Origin of the sequence: Halomonas sp. HP20-15 (genome assembly GCF_033446685.1) — a bacterium.
Taxonomy (GTDB): domain Bacteria; phylum Pseudomonadota; class Gammaproteobacteria; order Pseudomonadales; family Halomonadaceae; genus Modicisalibacter.
On record NZ_JAWQLY010000001.1, the window covers coordinates 407,535 to 421,449 of the forward strand.

Annotated in this window: 11 protein-coding genes; all 11 read right to left on the bottom strand. The window is 65.2% G+C overall.

Annotation, left to right across the window (positions count from 1 at the left end; genetic code table 11):
• Positions 1-40: 40 nt before the first annotated feature.
• The 11 genes from R6258_RS01920 to R6258_RS01970 all read right to left on the bottom strand — a co-directional run bounded on the left by R6258_RS01920 (position 41) and on the right by R6258_RS01970 (position 13,874).
• A complete protein-coding gene (locus R6258_RS01920) occupies positions 41-487 on the bottom strand; it encodes a flagellar protein FlhE (protein WP_318446691.1) in 447 nt (148 codons plus the stop codon).
• Positions 484-1,023 carry a hypothetical protein gene (locus R6258_RS01925; protein WP_318446693.1) on the bottom strand — a complete coding sequence of 180 codons (540 nt, stop codon included), beginning with the start codon at positions 1,021-1,023 and terminating at the stop codon, positions 484-486. The genes R6258_RS01920 and R6258_RS01925 overlap by 4 nt, the downstream gene beginning before the upstream one ends.
• A complete protein-coding gene (gene flhF / locus R6258_RS01930) occupies positions 1,020-3,371 on the bottom strand; it encodes a flagellar biosynthesis protein FlhF (protein ID WP_318446695.1) in 2,352 nt (783 codons plus the stop codon). The genes R6258_RS01925 and flhF overlap by 4 nt, the downstream gene beginning before the upstream one ends.
• Positions 3,371-5,446 carry a flagellar biosynthesis protein FlhA gene (gene flhA / locus R6258_RS01935; RefSeq protein WP_318446697.1) on the bottom strand — a complete coding sequence of 692 codons (2,076 nt, stop codon included), beginning with the start codon at positions 5,444-5,446 and terminating at the stop codon, positions 3,371-3,373. The genes flhF and flhA overlap by 1 nt, the downstream gene beginning before the upstream one ends.
• Positions 5,443-6,609 carry a flagellar biosynthesis protein FlhB gene (gene flhB, locus R6258_RS01940; RefSeq protein WP_318446699.1) on the bottom strand — a complete coding sequence of 389 codons (1,167 nt, stop codon included), beginning with the start codon at positions 6,607-6,609 and terminating at the stop codon, positions 5,443-5,445. Before flhB ends, flhA begins: the two co-directional genes overlap by 4 nt.
• 188 nt (positions 6,610-6,797) lie before the next feature.
• Entirely contained in the window at positions 6,798-7,460 is a 663-nt protein-coding gene (cheZ, locus tag R6258_RS01945) for a protein phosphatase CheZ (protein WP_318446701.1), read from the bottom strand.
• A 27-nt stretch (positions 7,461-7,487) separates the two neighbouring features.
• A complete protein-coding gene (cheY, locus tag R6258_RS01950; protein WP_031383213.1) occupies positions 7,488-7,877 on the bottom strand; it encodes a chemotaxis response regulator CheY in 390 nt (129 codons plus the stop codon).
• Positions 7,878-7,912: 35 nt separating this feature from the next.
• Positions 7,913-9,616, bottom strand: a complete 1,704-nt coding sequence (locus R6258_RS01955) for a methyl-accepting chemotaxis protein (protein ID WP_318446704.1) — start codon at positions 9,614-9,616, stop codon at positions 7,913-7,915.
• A 53-nt stretch (positions 9,617-9,669) separates the two neighbouring features.
• Positions 9,670-10,731 (bottom strand): chemotaxis response regulator protein-glutamate methylesterase, encoded by a 1,062-nt coding sequence (locus R6258_RS01960; protein WP_318446706.1) that lies wholly within the window; start codon positions 10,729-10,731, stop codon positions 9,670-9,672.
• Positions 10,732-10,794: 63 nt separating this feature from the next.
• Positions 10,795-11,619 carry a CheR family methyltransferase gene (locus R6258_RS01965; RefSeq protein WP_318446904.1) on the bottom strand — a complete coding sequence of 275 codons (825 nt, stop codon included), beginning with the start codon at positions 11,617-11,619 and terminating at the stop codon, positions 10,795-10,797.
• An 83-nt stretch (positions 11,620-11,702) separates the two neighbouring features.
• Entirely contained in the window at positions 11,703-13,874 is a 2,172-nt protein-coding gene (locus tag R6258_RS01970; protein ID WP_318446710.1) for a methyl-accepting chemotaxis protein, read from the bottom strand.
• Positions 13,875-13,915: the final 41 nt, after the last annotated feature.

The window sequence follows — 13,915 nt, forward strand, 5'->3', positions numbered from 1 at the left end:
CTTTTAGCGAGGCTCTTTGCCTCAGCGCCCGGCTTTTCGCTTATCTGTAGTTGACGATCAATTGCAGGCCTTCGACCCGCAGCGGCGCCGAGGAACGCGCCGATTCAGGCAGGCGAAAACGCACCACGAAGGGCCCCGAGGCGGTCAGCCCGGCCAGGGCCTCGCTTTGCCCGCGAGGCGTGATCAGTCGCAGGCAGCGCTGCGGATGGCATAACCGGGCTTCCAGGCGTGCCGTGCCCGGCGGCGAGGTAAACCGCCAACTAATCGAAGTGATCTCGCCATCCGCCGGCGCCGCAGGAGCTTGAATCGGTTGCGAAGCGACCTCGCGCCCCGGCGTGAACAGCCTGACGCTCGGCGCCTCGCCGACCCAGCTACCGGCCGCCCCGGCCCTGGCGACCGGAGCGAACGCACTCGCTATCCCCAGGCTCGTCAGCGCGACGCCCGAAAATCGCAGCAGGCCGCGCCACGGCGCGGAGCGAACGTTCAACGTTGCTCCTCGGGCGGGAGCCGCCGCGGCCGCCGCGGCTGCGGGACTATCCAGAGCTCGAAGCCCAGAAACTCGGCCGCGGCCTGCTGGAGATTGCTCAGCAGGCCGGCCCGCGAGGCAAACGGCGGGTGCACCAGCAGCAAGCGCTTGGGGCCACCACGCTGGGCGAGGCGCTTGAGCGTGCGATAGGCGCGACGAAAGCCATCACCATCGTCGCCTACCCATAGCGCCCAGTGTGCCTGCTGGCTCAGCAATATCGAAAGGTGCGGGCTCTCGACACTGATCGGCACCAACCGCCAGGCTTCGGGGGCGCCGACCCAGCGTTGCCCCTGGGCGTGCCAACGCTGCAGAGCGTCGTGCACCGGTTGCACCACGGCGTTTTCGCCACCTGCCAGACCAACGACCATCAATACCCGCGACGCGGCGGTCCGCGCTTCGGCCGCTGGCGACGTGGTCGCGTCCCCAGGCTCGGCCTGATCGCCGAGTTCGGCCTGCGCCCAACGCCGCAAGCCGGCCGCTTGATCGATCTGACTCACGGCTGATTCCTGTCATCCAGCAACTGGCCACTCGCCAGCAGGAAGGCGTCACGGGCGGTGAACAGATACCACAGCGCCTCGAGCAGCGCCTGGGCGCTGCGCTTGCGACCGCTGCCGAGCATGTTCAGCAACTGGCCGCGGACGTCCACCGCCCAATCGGCCTGTTCCTGATCGAGTCGAATCGCCAGCGAGGCCAATGCGGTGGCGAGCCACACGCGCAGCTCGTCATCCACGCGCATCGCCTGCGACGGCGCCAGCCACTGCCAGGCGCGACGCGCCAGCAGCGGCAGCTCTTCATGGGCCAACTGGGCGGCAAAGGCCGCGAGACTGCTCGCGGCATCGGCCGACGATGTCAGCCAGTAGCGTCGCCCCAGCAAGCGCCCGGTATCCAGGTCGGTCAGGGTGACGAACCAGGCCGTCAGCGAGTCCGGCGAATCGAGCGACACGGCCAGCCGGGCGCTCTGCAGCCGGGCATTGCGTCCACGGTAACGGAATGTCCGGCTCTCGTCGGTCGTGGCGTGGACCTGCAGCGATGCCAGCTTGTGACGCACGCCGTCGACGCTGACCCGGGTATTGGGCTGCGCCATGGCTACCCAGCGCACTCCTGCCGCGTCGAGTTCATGGCGCAGAGCCGCCGGCGGGCAACGCGGCAGCCAATGCTCGCGCAGCGCCAGCCGCTGCGCGGCGTAGCGAAGCTTCTCCGCCTCGCCGGGGGGCTGATGATGCGTCGCCCAGGGCAGTGTCTGCGCCAGCCCTTCGCTGTTGAGCGGCACGGCCGGCAAGTACCAGTCGGTGCCCTTGACCGCGGCTCCACGCGGCCACAGCAGGCCATGGGCCGACTCGGCGCCAAACGCCTCGCCTTCGGCGCCATCGCCGCGCCAGGCCGCCTGCAGGCGCGGCAATTGTTGCTGCTGGGCCTGCAGGGGGTAGCCCAGCCAGGGCCAGGCCGATTCGAGCTGGGCGAAGCCGCCGATCCGCTCGCGCAGGCGGGCGAAAATCGTCGCCAGGTTGCGCCCCTGACCGAACAGGCCGCGCGACAAGGCCTTCCAGCGTTGGGGCGATGTGGATTGCTGCCACTCGAGCGGGTCGCCGCTGAAAGCCGAATCGTCGCCCACCGCCAGAGCCTGGTCGATCAACGCCTGGCTGTCGGCAAGCTGCAAATCCTCGGGCACCTGCTGACCCTGCGAGACGTAATGCAGGCGCAATCCGTGACGGATGGCGATATCGAGCACCGCGCCGAGCCGCGGGGCCTCGTCGACCTTGGTCAGGATCGCCCCGTAGAGCGGCGCGCCCGCGGCGAGCGAGGCCCGCTGATAGGTTTCCACCACCTCGTCGAGGGTCTCGCCGTGACTGGCGGCGTTGAGCAACAGCAGTCGACGGACCGGTCGTGGCGCACCCTGCGTCGATTCGCCGAGCATCGCCACCTGGCCGACCAGGCGCTGGTCGCGCTGGCTCATGCCGACGGTGTCGATGATCACCAGGCGCTTGTCCTCGAGTTGCGCCAGCAACTCGCCGAGCGGCGCGTCGTTGGCCAGCGCATGGACCTCGGCACCCAGCAGCCGGGCATAGATGCGCAACTGCTCGTGGGCGCCGATGCGATAGCTGTCGGTGGTGATCAGCGCGACCCCACCGGCGCCGTGGCGCATGACGTAGCGTGCGGCGAGCTTGGCGGTGGTGGTGGTCTTGCCGATGCCGGTGGGGCCGAGCAGCGCGAACACGCCGCCCTGATCGAGCAGACCGGCTTCGTCCTCGAGCACCTCGAGGCGCCCGCTGAGTTGGCGCTGCAACCAGGCGGCGGCCTGGGCAGGATCGCCATGGACCAGCTCGCCGGGCAACGCATCGAGCAGCTCGCGAGCCAACGCATTGCCGAAACCGGCATTCTGCAACTGGCGGTTGAGCCGGTGACGGTTGTCCTCTTCGCTCGTCGCGGGTTCCAGGCGGGCCTGCTGATCGACCAGCATCGAGCGCAGATCCTGCATTTCGCCGAGCAGGCGTGCGCTGAAGGCAGCGAAGTCGCCTTGCTGTTCGCCGCCCTGACCGCCCGCGGTTGGCGGGGGCGTGGCGGGCGACAACGAAGGCGGCGGCGCGGGTGGCGGCTGGACGGGCTGAGACTGAGGGGCATAGGCCCGCGCGGCGCTGCGTGCCGCGCCGGCCTGCGGTTCACGGGGCGCGCTTTGCCGTTCGATGGGCAGTGCGTCCGCGGACCCGGGCTCTTCCGCCAGGGCCAGGATCTCGACCCCGGCATCGACACGGCGATTGGCCAGGATCAGGGCGTCTTCACCCAACGCGGCGCGCACCTGGCGCATCGCGTCGCGGCTATTGGCGCCTATAAAACGTCTAACGCTCATCAACGGCCTCCGACCAGCGTCGTTACTCGAATCGTACGGTCATCCGGAATCTCGGCCTGCGACATCACCACCAGATGGCGCAGGCGGCGACGCAGGAAGCGCGCCAGCAACGGGCGCAGCGACGGCGTCACGACCAGCACGGTCGGCTCGCCCAGCGCTTCCTGACGGGCCAACCCGGCTTCGGTCTGCTTCATCAGCGTGTCGGCCAGTCCGGGCTCGATCGCCCCGCCGCCGTTCATCGCCTGGCTGAGCACCTGCTCCAAGTTGGCATCCAGGCCAATCACATGCAATTCGCTGTTACCCGGGAACCACTGTTGGGTGATCGCCCGTCCCAATGCCATACGCACCACCGAGGTCAGGTCGTGGACATCGCTTTGCGCGGTGGCGTGCTCGGCCAGGGTATCGAGGATGGTGCGCATGTCGCGAATCGAGACCTCCTCTTCGAGCAGGTTCTGCAACAGCCGTTGCAGGATGGTCAGCGACACCAGCTTGGGCACCACGTCCTCGACCAGCGCCTTGTTGTCCTCGCCCAGCTTGTCGAGCAACTGCTGAGTCTCGTGGCGTCCCAGCATGTCGCCGGAGTGCTCGTGCAGCAGATGATTGAGATGGGTCGCCACCACCGTACCGGCATCGACCACGGTATAGCCATAGATCTGGGCCTGTTCACGCTGACTGCCATCGATCCATACCGCCGGCAGGCCGAACGCCGGATCCTCGGTCGCCGCACCCTCGAGATGGCCGGAAACCTGCCCCGGATCGATCGCCAGCCACTTACCGGGATACGCCTCGGCGCGCCCGACCTCGACGCCCTTGAGAGTAATCACGTAATGGTTGGGGCCGAGCTCCAGGTTGTCGCGGATATGCACCACCGGCGGCAGGAAGCCGACTTCCTGGGCGAACTTCTTGCGCACACTCTTGATCCGTCCCAGCAGTTCGCCATCCTGGCGATGGTCGACCAGCGGGATCAGCCGATGACCGACCTCGAGGCCCAGGGTATCGACCAGTTGAACATCGTCCCAACTGGCTTCGGGCACTTCGGGTGTCGTGACCGGTTGCTTGTTGACGACCTCCTCGGCGAGTTTGTTCTCACGATGGCGAATCATCCACCAGGCCAGGCCGCCGAGCGCCACGCTGAACAGCAGGAATACGAAGTTGGGCATGCCCGGAACCAGACCCAGCAGGCCCATCACGCACGCCGACAGGATCAGCACGTGCGGATTGCTGAACAGCTGGCCCATCATCTGCTGGCCGACATCCTGCTCGGTGTTGACCCTTGAGACGGTGACGCCCGCCGCGGTCGAGATCACCAGCGCCGGGATCTGCGCGACCAGGCCGTCGCCGATGGTCAGCAAGGTATAGGTCCGCGCGGCGTTGGCGAAGCCCATGTCATGCTGCAGCATGCCGATCAGCAGCCCGCCGATCAGGTTGACGACCATGATGATCAAACCGGCCACGGCGTCACCGCGCACGAACTTGCTGGCACCGTCCATCGAGCCGTAGAAATCGGCTTCCTGGGCGACCTCGCCGCGCCGTTTCTTGGCGTCTTCCTCGCCGATCAGACCGGCGTTGAGGTCGGCATCGATGGCCATCTGCTTGCCGGGCATGGAATCGAGGGTGAAACGCGCGCCGACCTCGGCGATACGACCGGCACCCTTGGTGATGACCATGAAGTTGATGATCACCAGGATCAGGAACACCACCAGCCCCACCGCGAAATTGCCGCCGATCAGGAACTCGCCGAAGGCCTCGATAACCTTGCCCGCCGCATCGCCCCCCGAATTGCCCTCCATCAGCACCACCCGCGTCGAGGCGACGTTGAGCGACAACCGCAACAGCGTGGTGAACAGCAGCACCGCCGGAAAGGCCGCGAAATCAAGTGGCTTGCTGGTGAACATGCTGACCAGCAGCACCATGATCGACAACGCTATGTTGAAGGTGAAGAACATATCCAGGGCGAACGGCGGCAGCGGCAGGATCATCATCGACAGGATCATGATGATCAGCACCGGCCCGGCCAGCAGCTTCATGGGGACGTTGCCCAGCCAGTTCTGGCCCAGGGTATTCATCAGGTTCATCGCGTTTCCTCGTGGGAAGAGGCATCGTTGGGGCTGTCCGCCATGTCAACGGGTACTTGGATATCGCGCGGCGGTTCGGGCATGTCGCCCCCTTCCTGGCGCACCTGGCGAAGGCGAAACGCCCACGCCAGTACTTCGGCGACTGCCGTGTACAGATCGGCCGGAATTTCCCGGTCGAGATCGACGTGTCGGTACAGCGCCCGCGCCAGCGGCGGGGCTTCCAGGCGCGGGATCCGATTCTCGTCGCCGATCTCGCGAATACGCGCGGCCACCGCATCGGCGCCCTTGGCGACGACCCGCGGAGCGCCCATCTCGCTGTCGCGATAACTCAGCGCGACCGCATAATGCGTGGGATTGGTGACGATCACGTCGGCTTCGGGCACCTTGCTCATCATGCGCCCGCGTGCCATGGCCTGCTGCTGCTGGCGAATGCGGCCCTTGACCTGCGGGTCGCCCTCGGATTCCTTGTGTTCCTTCTTGATCTCGTCCTTGGTCATGCGCAGCTGCTTGTTGTGACTCCACAACTGGTAAGGCACGTCGATCATGATCACCACCACCAGCGACAGCACGATCAGCCCGCAGCACATCGCCGCCAGCTGCATGGCGTGATAGAGCGCCTGCTGGATCGGCTGGTTCATCAGCCCCAGGAATTCGTTGCGCTTGTACCACAGGAAGACGAACGCCACGCTACCGGTGAGCAGCGACTTGGCGATCGCCTTGGCCAGTTCGGCCAGCGCCTGTGACGAGACCATTTTCTTCAAACCCTTGGCGGGGTTGAGCTTGGAAAACTTGGGTTGCAGCGACTTGCCCGAAATCAGCCAGCCGCCGAGCAACCCCGGGGCTGCGAGCGCGATGACCGTCAGCAGCAGAAACAGCGGAATCAGTGTGAACAGCGTGGTGCTGCCGAGCGTCCAGACGTGGGCCATCATCCGCGCACTGTCGAAGAGGATGCCACGGTCGAAAAGGAACGATTGCTCCATGACCAGACCCAACTGGTCGTAGAGCATGCCGCCCATCGTCCACAGGCCGATGACGCCGCCGAGCAGCATCAGGAAAGTGGAAAGTTCGCGCGAGCGTGCGACCTGCCCCTCCTCCCGTGCCTTTTCCAGGCGCCGTGGCGTGGGGTCTTCGGTCTTTTCCTCGTCGCTGCTGTTGTCGGCCATGGTCCCCGCGCCGAGTTCTCGGCAAAATTCGAACGAGGCTTATTCTGCGCGGGGCCGGCGGTCAACAAACACGCAAAAAGCGCGACGAATCGGGCGTTAATCCACGATTGTCGCGCGCAAGGAAACGCAAGAGTGCGGGAGGGTTACCCAAGGCAGCGCCGGCATCCGCCGTCCGCCGCCTGGAGAGATCAGAAGCCCAGCGAGTCCAGCAGGTCGTCGACCTGGCCCTGGTCGCTGACCACGTCGGCGCCCTCGGGCTTGATCTGCGGCCCGTTGAGTAGCGAGGATTCACGCTCGTTGACCAAGTTCTTGCGCAACTCCTGGCGGTCCTGGCTGTCGGGCACGTTGTCCAGCAATACCTGAACGAGCTGGTTCTCGATCTCCTTGATCATGTCCATCATGCGCTTGATCACCTGGCCGGTCAGGTCCTGAAAGTCCTGGGCCATCATGATCTCGAGCAGCTCGGCGTTGGTCGCGCGAGTCTGCGTGGGTACCGCGCTCAGGTAGGCTCGGGTGTCGGTCACCAGCTCCTTGGCCTCGTCGAGCTCCTTTGGCTCGGCAAACCACTGCCCCCAGCGAGCGTCGAGTTCCTCGGCACGGCTTTCCAACGCATCCTGGATCGGCTGCGCGCGGTCGATCGCATTGAGTGCCCGCTCGGCCGCCTGTTCGGTCATCGAGGCCACGTAACTCAATCGGTCACGCGCGTCGGGGATCGCCTCGGCGGCCTTCTCGATCTCTTTGTCCAGTCCCAGTTCCCGCATGCTGTCTCGCAGCATGCGCGTCACCTGCCCGATCCGCTGGACCAGGTCCTCACCCTGCTGAGTGCCGGCATGCTGCGCTTGAACGCTCATTTCTTGCCCTCCTCCACGAAATTGATCTTATTTGCCCAGCTTTTCGAAAATCTTGTTGAGCTTTTCTTCCAGCGTGGCCGCGGTGAAGGGCTTGACGACATAACCGTTGGCGCCTGCCTGAGCCGCGGCAATGATGTTTTCCTTCTTTGCCTCGGCCGTCACCATCAGTACCGGCAGCGACTTGAGCGCATCGTCGGCACGGATCTGCTTGAGCATCTCGAGGCCGTCCAGATTGGGCATGTTCCAGTCGGAGACCACGAATTCGAAACCGCCGGCGCGCAGCTTACCCAGCGCGTCCTGACCGTCCTCGGCCTCCTCGACGTTGGTGTAGCCCAGTTCCTTGAGCAGACTACGGACGATGCGACGCATGGTGGGAAAGTCGTCCACCACCAAAATGCTCATGTTCTTGTCGGCCATCTTGCTTCCTCGTTTCAATCGGTTGAAAAGCGTTGTCAGAATTCTTCCCAGTCGCCCTCGCCCTCGAGCAGCGGCTCGGGCTTGGCGGGACGGCGGGCGGTTCGCGTCGGATTGGGCGCCGCGGCACTAGCCGGCGGCAGCGCCGGCGTGGCGGTAGCGACGCCTTGGGTCGATCGAGGGTCGTCGGCCAGTTGGAACAGCGCCACCGCCTGCTCCAGCCGGTCGGCCTGCTCTTCCAGCGAGGCGGCGGCTGCCGCGGCCTGTTGAACCAGCGCCGCGTTCTGCTGCGTGACCTCGTCCATCTGCGAGACGGCGGTCCCGACCTGGCTGATGCCATCGCTCTGTTCCTGCGAGGCCGCCGAGATCTCGTCCATGATGTCGGTCACCCGGCGCACCGCAGAGACGACGTCGCGCATGGTGGTGCCGGCTTCCTCGACCAGCGTCGAGCCCTGCTTGACCTGGGTGACCGAGCCGTCGATCAGTTCGCGGATCTCCTTCGCCGCCGACGCGGAGCGGCTCGCCAGGTTGCGCACTTCACCGGCGACCACCGCGAAGCCGCGACCCTGCTCGCCGGCACGTGCCGCCTCGACCGAGGCATTGAGCGCCAGGATGTTGGTCTGGAAGGCGATCGAGTCGATCACCCCGGTAATATCGGCGATCTGCTTGGAACTTGCGGAAATCCCCTGCATGGTGGTGATCACCTGGTCGACCACCTCGCCGCCGCGGCCGGCCGTCGACGACGCCTCGTTGGCCAGCGTACTGGCCTGCCGCGCATTGTCGGCGTTCTGCTTAACGGTGGCGGTCAACTCTTCCATGCTCGCCGCAGTCTCGGCGATCGAGGCCGCCTGCTGATCGGTGCGCGAGGACAGGTCGGTATTGCCACCGACGATCTCGCGGGTGCCCAGATGGATCGAACCACTGCTGTCACGTACCGTGCGTACGGTCTTCGACAGTCCCTGCTGCATGTCGCGCATCGCCGCGAACAGCTTGCCGATCTCGTTGCGCGTCGTCGATTGGATCTCGTGGGAGAGATCCGCCTGGGCGATGCGCTGGAAGTGCTCGACCGCCTCGCGCAGCGGCCCGACCACCAGACGCGCCAGGCCCAGGCGCAGCGCGGCGAGCAATAACAGCGCAAAGACCACCACACCCAGGCCGATCAGTTCGCTGCGCCGTGTCTCGGCGTGATAATTGCCGATGATCTGGTTGCCACGCTCGCCGGCGTAATGGACGAACTCGGTCATCGACCGGTCGAAAGCCGCACTGATGGTGCTTTCTTCCGCCTTGAGCGCATCGAAGGTCCCCATATCGAGCTGTTCGAGCGCGACCATCTGCTGGTCGAGGTTGTCGAACAGTGCCGACATGTTGGCTTCGAGCGGTACGGTATACGGCTTTCCGGCTTCGGTCTTGGGCACCGCCTGGAAGTTGGCGAAACGCCCCCGCGCGCGGTCGAGATAGCCCCTGGCCTCGCCGAGAAAGCCCTTGGCCTCGGCGAAACGGCCCATCATGCGCTCGGAGACGACATCGTTGGTGCGCATGCGGCTGTAGAGCATCAGCGATTCGGCACGGCCGATTTCGTTGAGCTGTGAGACGTTGATCCGGTTGAGCGTGCCGATCGACTGTTCGCTGATGCGGTCGGTCCGGTATCCCAGCGCGGCGATGACCAGGATCAGGATGCCGAAAACCACCACGGCGATACTCAACAGCGAACTTATGGACAGGTTGGCGAACAGACGTTTCATGGCTCTCTCTTAGTTCTCGGCGTTATTGTCGTTGCAGGTTGCTGCGCTCGGCGTCAGACGCGTTGGGCACGTCCCGAGGACGCCACCTGCTGCATGATCTTGCTCGCCATCTGCTCCAGATCGATGACCTCGACGGCCCCGCCCACCGCGACCGCTTCGCGGGGCATACCGTAAACCACGCAGCTCGCTTCGTTCTGGGCCAGCGTATGCGCGCCGGCCTTGCGCATTTCCAGCAGCCCCACGGCACCGTCCTTGCCCATGCCGGTGAGGATCACGCCGATTGCATTGCGCCCGGCGTTCTTGGCAGCCGACTTGAACAGCACGTCCACCGAGGGGCGGTGACGATTGACCGGCTCGCCGTCGTCGAGGGCCACGACATAGTTGGCGCCGCTGCGCGCCAGCTTGAGGTGGCGATCGCCAGGGGCGATATAGGCGTGGCCGGGCAGCACCCGTTCGCCGTCCTCGGCTTCCTTGACGGTGATGCGGCACAGCCGGTCGAGGCGCTCGGCGAAGGATTTCGTAAAGCCGCCGGGCATGTGCTGGGTGATCAGGATCGCCGGGGTGTTGGCCGGCAGCGGCTCGAGGACATGGCGGATCGCCTCGGTACCGCCGGTCGAGGCGCCGATGATGATCAGCTTCTCGCTGGAAATGAACGGCGCCTTGATCGGCTCGGCAGGCGCGTCTTCCTTGCGGCGCGCGGCGCGCGGACGCGAGCGGGCGGCAGCGCGAATCTTGTCGGCGATCATCTCGCTGTAGTCGAGCATGCCGCTGCGGATGCCCAGTTGCGGCTTGGAGACGAAATCCACTGCTCCAAGTTCCAGCGCCCGCAGGGTGATCTCCGAGCCCGCCTGAGTGAGCGACGACACCATCAATACCGGCATCGGACGCAGACGCATCAGGCGCTCGAGGAAGTCGAGTCCATCCATGCGCGGCATCTCGACGTCCAGCGTCAGCACGTCGGGATTGGTGCGTTTGATCAGGTCACGTGCCACCAGCGGGTCGGGCGCCGTCGCCACGACCTCCATGTCCGATTGCGAGTTGATGATCTCGCTCATCAGGTCACGGATCAGCGCCGAGTCATCGACACAAAGTACCTTGATCTTAGAGGCGCTCAAGGGCTCTCTCCTTTCCTTCCCCCGAGCGGGCTCACCGCTCGGGAGATTACGATAGTCTTGATGTTATCGGCTCGCCGATGGGCGACTTGAGGGTTGCGAGGCCAACTCGTAGACGGTCTGGCCGCGCAGGCGGAACGCCTGGCTGATGTAGGAAAAATTCTCTGAATGGCCGGCGAACAGCAGTCCGTTGGGCTTGAGCAGCGGCACGAAGCGCTCGAGTATTTTCGCCTGGGTCTGCTTGTCGAAATAGATCATGATGTTGCGACAGAAAATTGCATCGAAGCCGCCATCCAGGCTCCAGTTCTGGGCCAACAGGTTGAGCTGGCGCAGCTCGACCATGGCGGTCAGTTCGGGGCGTATCCGCGCCAGGCCGGCGCGAGCGCCGCCGCCGCGCAGGAAGAACTGCTTGCGCCGCGTCTCGCTCAGCTTGAGCACCTGCTCGAGGGGATAGACCGCCTCACGGGCCTTGGCCAGCGCCTCGGTATCGATGTCGGTGGCGATGATGCGCGCCTCGCGGGCACGCGCCCCCAACGTCTCGTGCAGCGTCATGGCGATGGAATACGGTTCCTCGCCGGTCGACGCCGCCGCGCACCAGATACGCACCGGCGCCGTGCTGGCCGCCACATGGTTGGCGAGCAGCGGAAAATGATGCGCCTCGCGAAAGAATGCCGTCAGGTTGGTGGTCAGCGCATTGGTGAAAGCCTCCCACTCCTTGGAGTCGGCCTGGCGCTCGAGCCGGGCCAGGTACTCCGAGAACAGCGTCAACTTGTGATGGCGCAAGCGCCGCGCGAGGCGGCTGTAGACCATCTCGCGCTTGTGCTCCGCCAATACGATGCCGGCACGCTGGTAGATCAGCTTGCGCACGCGATCGAAGTCCGTATCGGTCATGGTCAGATCGCGCTCCAGGGAAGCGCCCGTGGCGCCCCCCGTGAGGATGGCACCCAACTTGTCGGAATAGTCCACTCGGGTGTTCAAAAGGCCTCCCATTCGGATTCACTGCCGGCGACTCGCGCTGGAGCCTTTGCCGGCTTCGCTGACGACGCAGCGGTTTCCGAAGTCGCATGGCTGAGTTCGCGACGGCGTTCGGCCGCCTTGAAACGGGTCGCCCGATCGACGCTCTCCTTGCCGCTACCCGCCAGACGCAATACCGCCACGGCGTCGGCCAGGCGAGCGACCTGTGCATCGAGACTCTGAGCCGCGCGTGCCGAACTCTGCACACGCTCGGCGTTCTGCTGGGTTACCTCGTCCATCTGGGCGATCGCTTGGTTGATCTGGTCGATGCCGCCGGTCTGCTCGTCGGAGGCCGAGGCGATCTCGCCCATGATGTCGTTGACCTTGAGCACCGCGCCGACCACGCTCTCGATCGAACTCTCGGCGCGCTTGACCAGCGCCGCGCCGCTGTCGATCTCCTGGGCGGAGCCGTCGATCAGCGCGCGAATCTCGCGGGCGGCGTCGGCGCTGCGTCCGGCGAGATTGCGCACTTCGCTGGCGACCACCGCGAAGCCGCGGCCCTGCTCGCCGGCACGCGCCGCCTCGACCGAGGCATTGAGCGCCAGGATGTTGGTCTGGAAGGCGATCGAGTCGATCACCTCGATGATCTCGGAGACCTTGCGCGAGCTGTCGGTGATCCGGCCCATGGTGTCGACCACGTCGCCCATCACCTCGCCGCTCTCGCGCACCGAACTCGCGGCGTTGCTCGACAGGCCGCTGGCCTCGCGGGCGTTGGAGGCGTTCTGCTTCACCGTGGCGGTCATCTGTTCCATGCTCGAGGCGGTTTCCTGCAGCGACGCGGCCTGCTGCTCGGTGCGCGACGACAGGTCCTCGTTGCCGTCGGCGATGTCCCGCGAGGCCGGGCGCACGATGCCCACGCTGTAATTGACGTCCTTGACGATGCTCGCCAGGCTCAAGCGCATGATGTTCAGCGAGGACATCAGCTCGCCGATCTCGTCGTTGCGGTTACTGGGCATGGTCGCCGCCAGGTTGCCGGCGGAAATCTGCAGGGTGAAACGCTTGGATTCATTGAGCGGACGGCGTATCGCCCGCATGCTCATGCCCCCCATGACGATCAGCAGCAACACCCCCACCAGGCCCAGGATCACCTGGGCGGTAATGATCTGGTTCTTGGTGTCCCGAGCCTGCTCGACCAGCGCCTGGGCCGTCTCCTGCTTGGCCGAGACCAGGCCACTGATGATACCGCTCAGGCGCTCGCCTTCCGGTTCGAGCACATCGTTGAAGGCGACGAAAGCCTGATAGGATTCGTCATTCGCCAGACTCTGGGTGGTGGCCAGCAACCCCGCCTCGATGTAGTTCTCGAGTCCTTCGGAGAAAGCCGCCGCCTCTTCCGTATGGTTGATTTCACGGGCCATGTAGTTGCCCCACACGGTGCGAAGCTCCGCCGCCATTGACTCGACCTTGGCGATCGCCTCCTCGTAGCCACCGGCCATCGGGTTGCCTACCGGATCGGCCAGCATCGACCGACCGCGGTTCATCAACTGATCGACTTTCTGCAACCGGGCGACGTCCTTGAGGCCATTGTTGTTGACCGCATCGAGTCGCGCCGCCTCGGTCTGCAAACCATAGAGACCCAGCGCGCCACTGGAGGCCAGCAGCAGCATCGACAGCGCGATCATCGTCGCCATACGCCCCTGCAACGAACGCAAGCGTACCCGGCTCAGCCAGCCGATCACCCCACGGCGCACGATCTGCCCACGCACCAGCTTGACGCCGCGGACCTTGCCGGCACGCAGCTGCGCATAGATCCGCTCGGCGTAGGCGCAGGCCTCGGGCTCGGGCTTGATGCGCACCGAGGCGTACCCCTGAACCTCGCCCGCCTCGTAGATCGGAGTGACGTTGGCACGAACCCAGTAATGATCGCCATCCTTGCGCCGGTTCTTGATCAGTCCCTGCCAGGATTCGCCGGCTTCCAGCGTTTCCCAGAGGTTGGCGAAGGCGGCTGCGGGCATGTCCGGATGACGCACCATGTTATGGGGCGAGCCGATCAGCTCCTCCCGGGTGAAGCCGCTGACCTCGACGAAGGCCGGATTTACATAGGTGATACGCCCCTTGAGATCGGTCCGCGAGATCAGATAGTGCTCGTCGTCGAGCACGTATTCACGTTGGGTTACGGGTTCGTTGTTGCGCATGGTCTGGATATTCCCTGCTAAGTGTTGTTACCGTCGGGGCG

Bases quoted from the DNA above. Each gene is read 5' to 3' on its own strand.
- flhF (WP_318446695.1), bottom strand. From the start codon at position 3,371: ATGAGCGTTAGACGTTTTATAGGCGCCAATAGCCGCGACGCGATGCGC.
- flhA (WP_318446697.1), bottom strand. From the start codon at position 5,446: ATGAACCTGATGAATACCCTGGGCCAGAACTGGCTGGGCAACGTCCCC.
- flhB (WP_318446699.1), bottom strand. From the start codon at position 6,609: ATGGCCGACAACAGCAGCGACGAGGAAAAGACCGAAGACCCCACGCCA.
- cheZ (WP_318446701.1), bottom strand. From the start codon at position 7,460: ATGAGCGTTCAAGCGCAGCATGCCGGCACTCAGCAGGGTGAGGACCTG.
- cheY (WP_031383213.1), bottom strand. From the start codon at position 7,877: ATGGCCGACAAGAACATGAGCATTTTGGTGGTGGACGACTTTCCCACC.
- R6258_RS01955 (WP_318446704.1), bottom strand. From the start codon at position 9,616: ATGAAACGTCTGTTCGCCAACCTGTCCATAAGTTCGCTGTTGAGTATC.
- R6258_RS01965 (WP_318446904.1), bottom strand. From the start codon at position 11,619: ATGACCGATACGGACTTCGATCGCGTGCGCAAGCTGATCTACCAGCGT.
- R6258_RS01970 (WP_318446710.1), bottom strand. From the start codon at position 13,874: ATGCGCAACAACGAACCCGTAACCCAACGTGAATACGTGCTCGACGAC.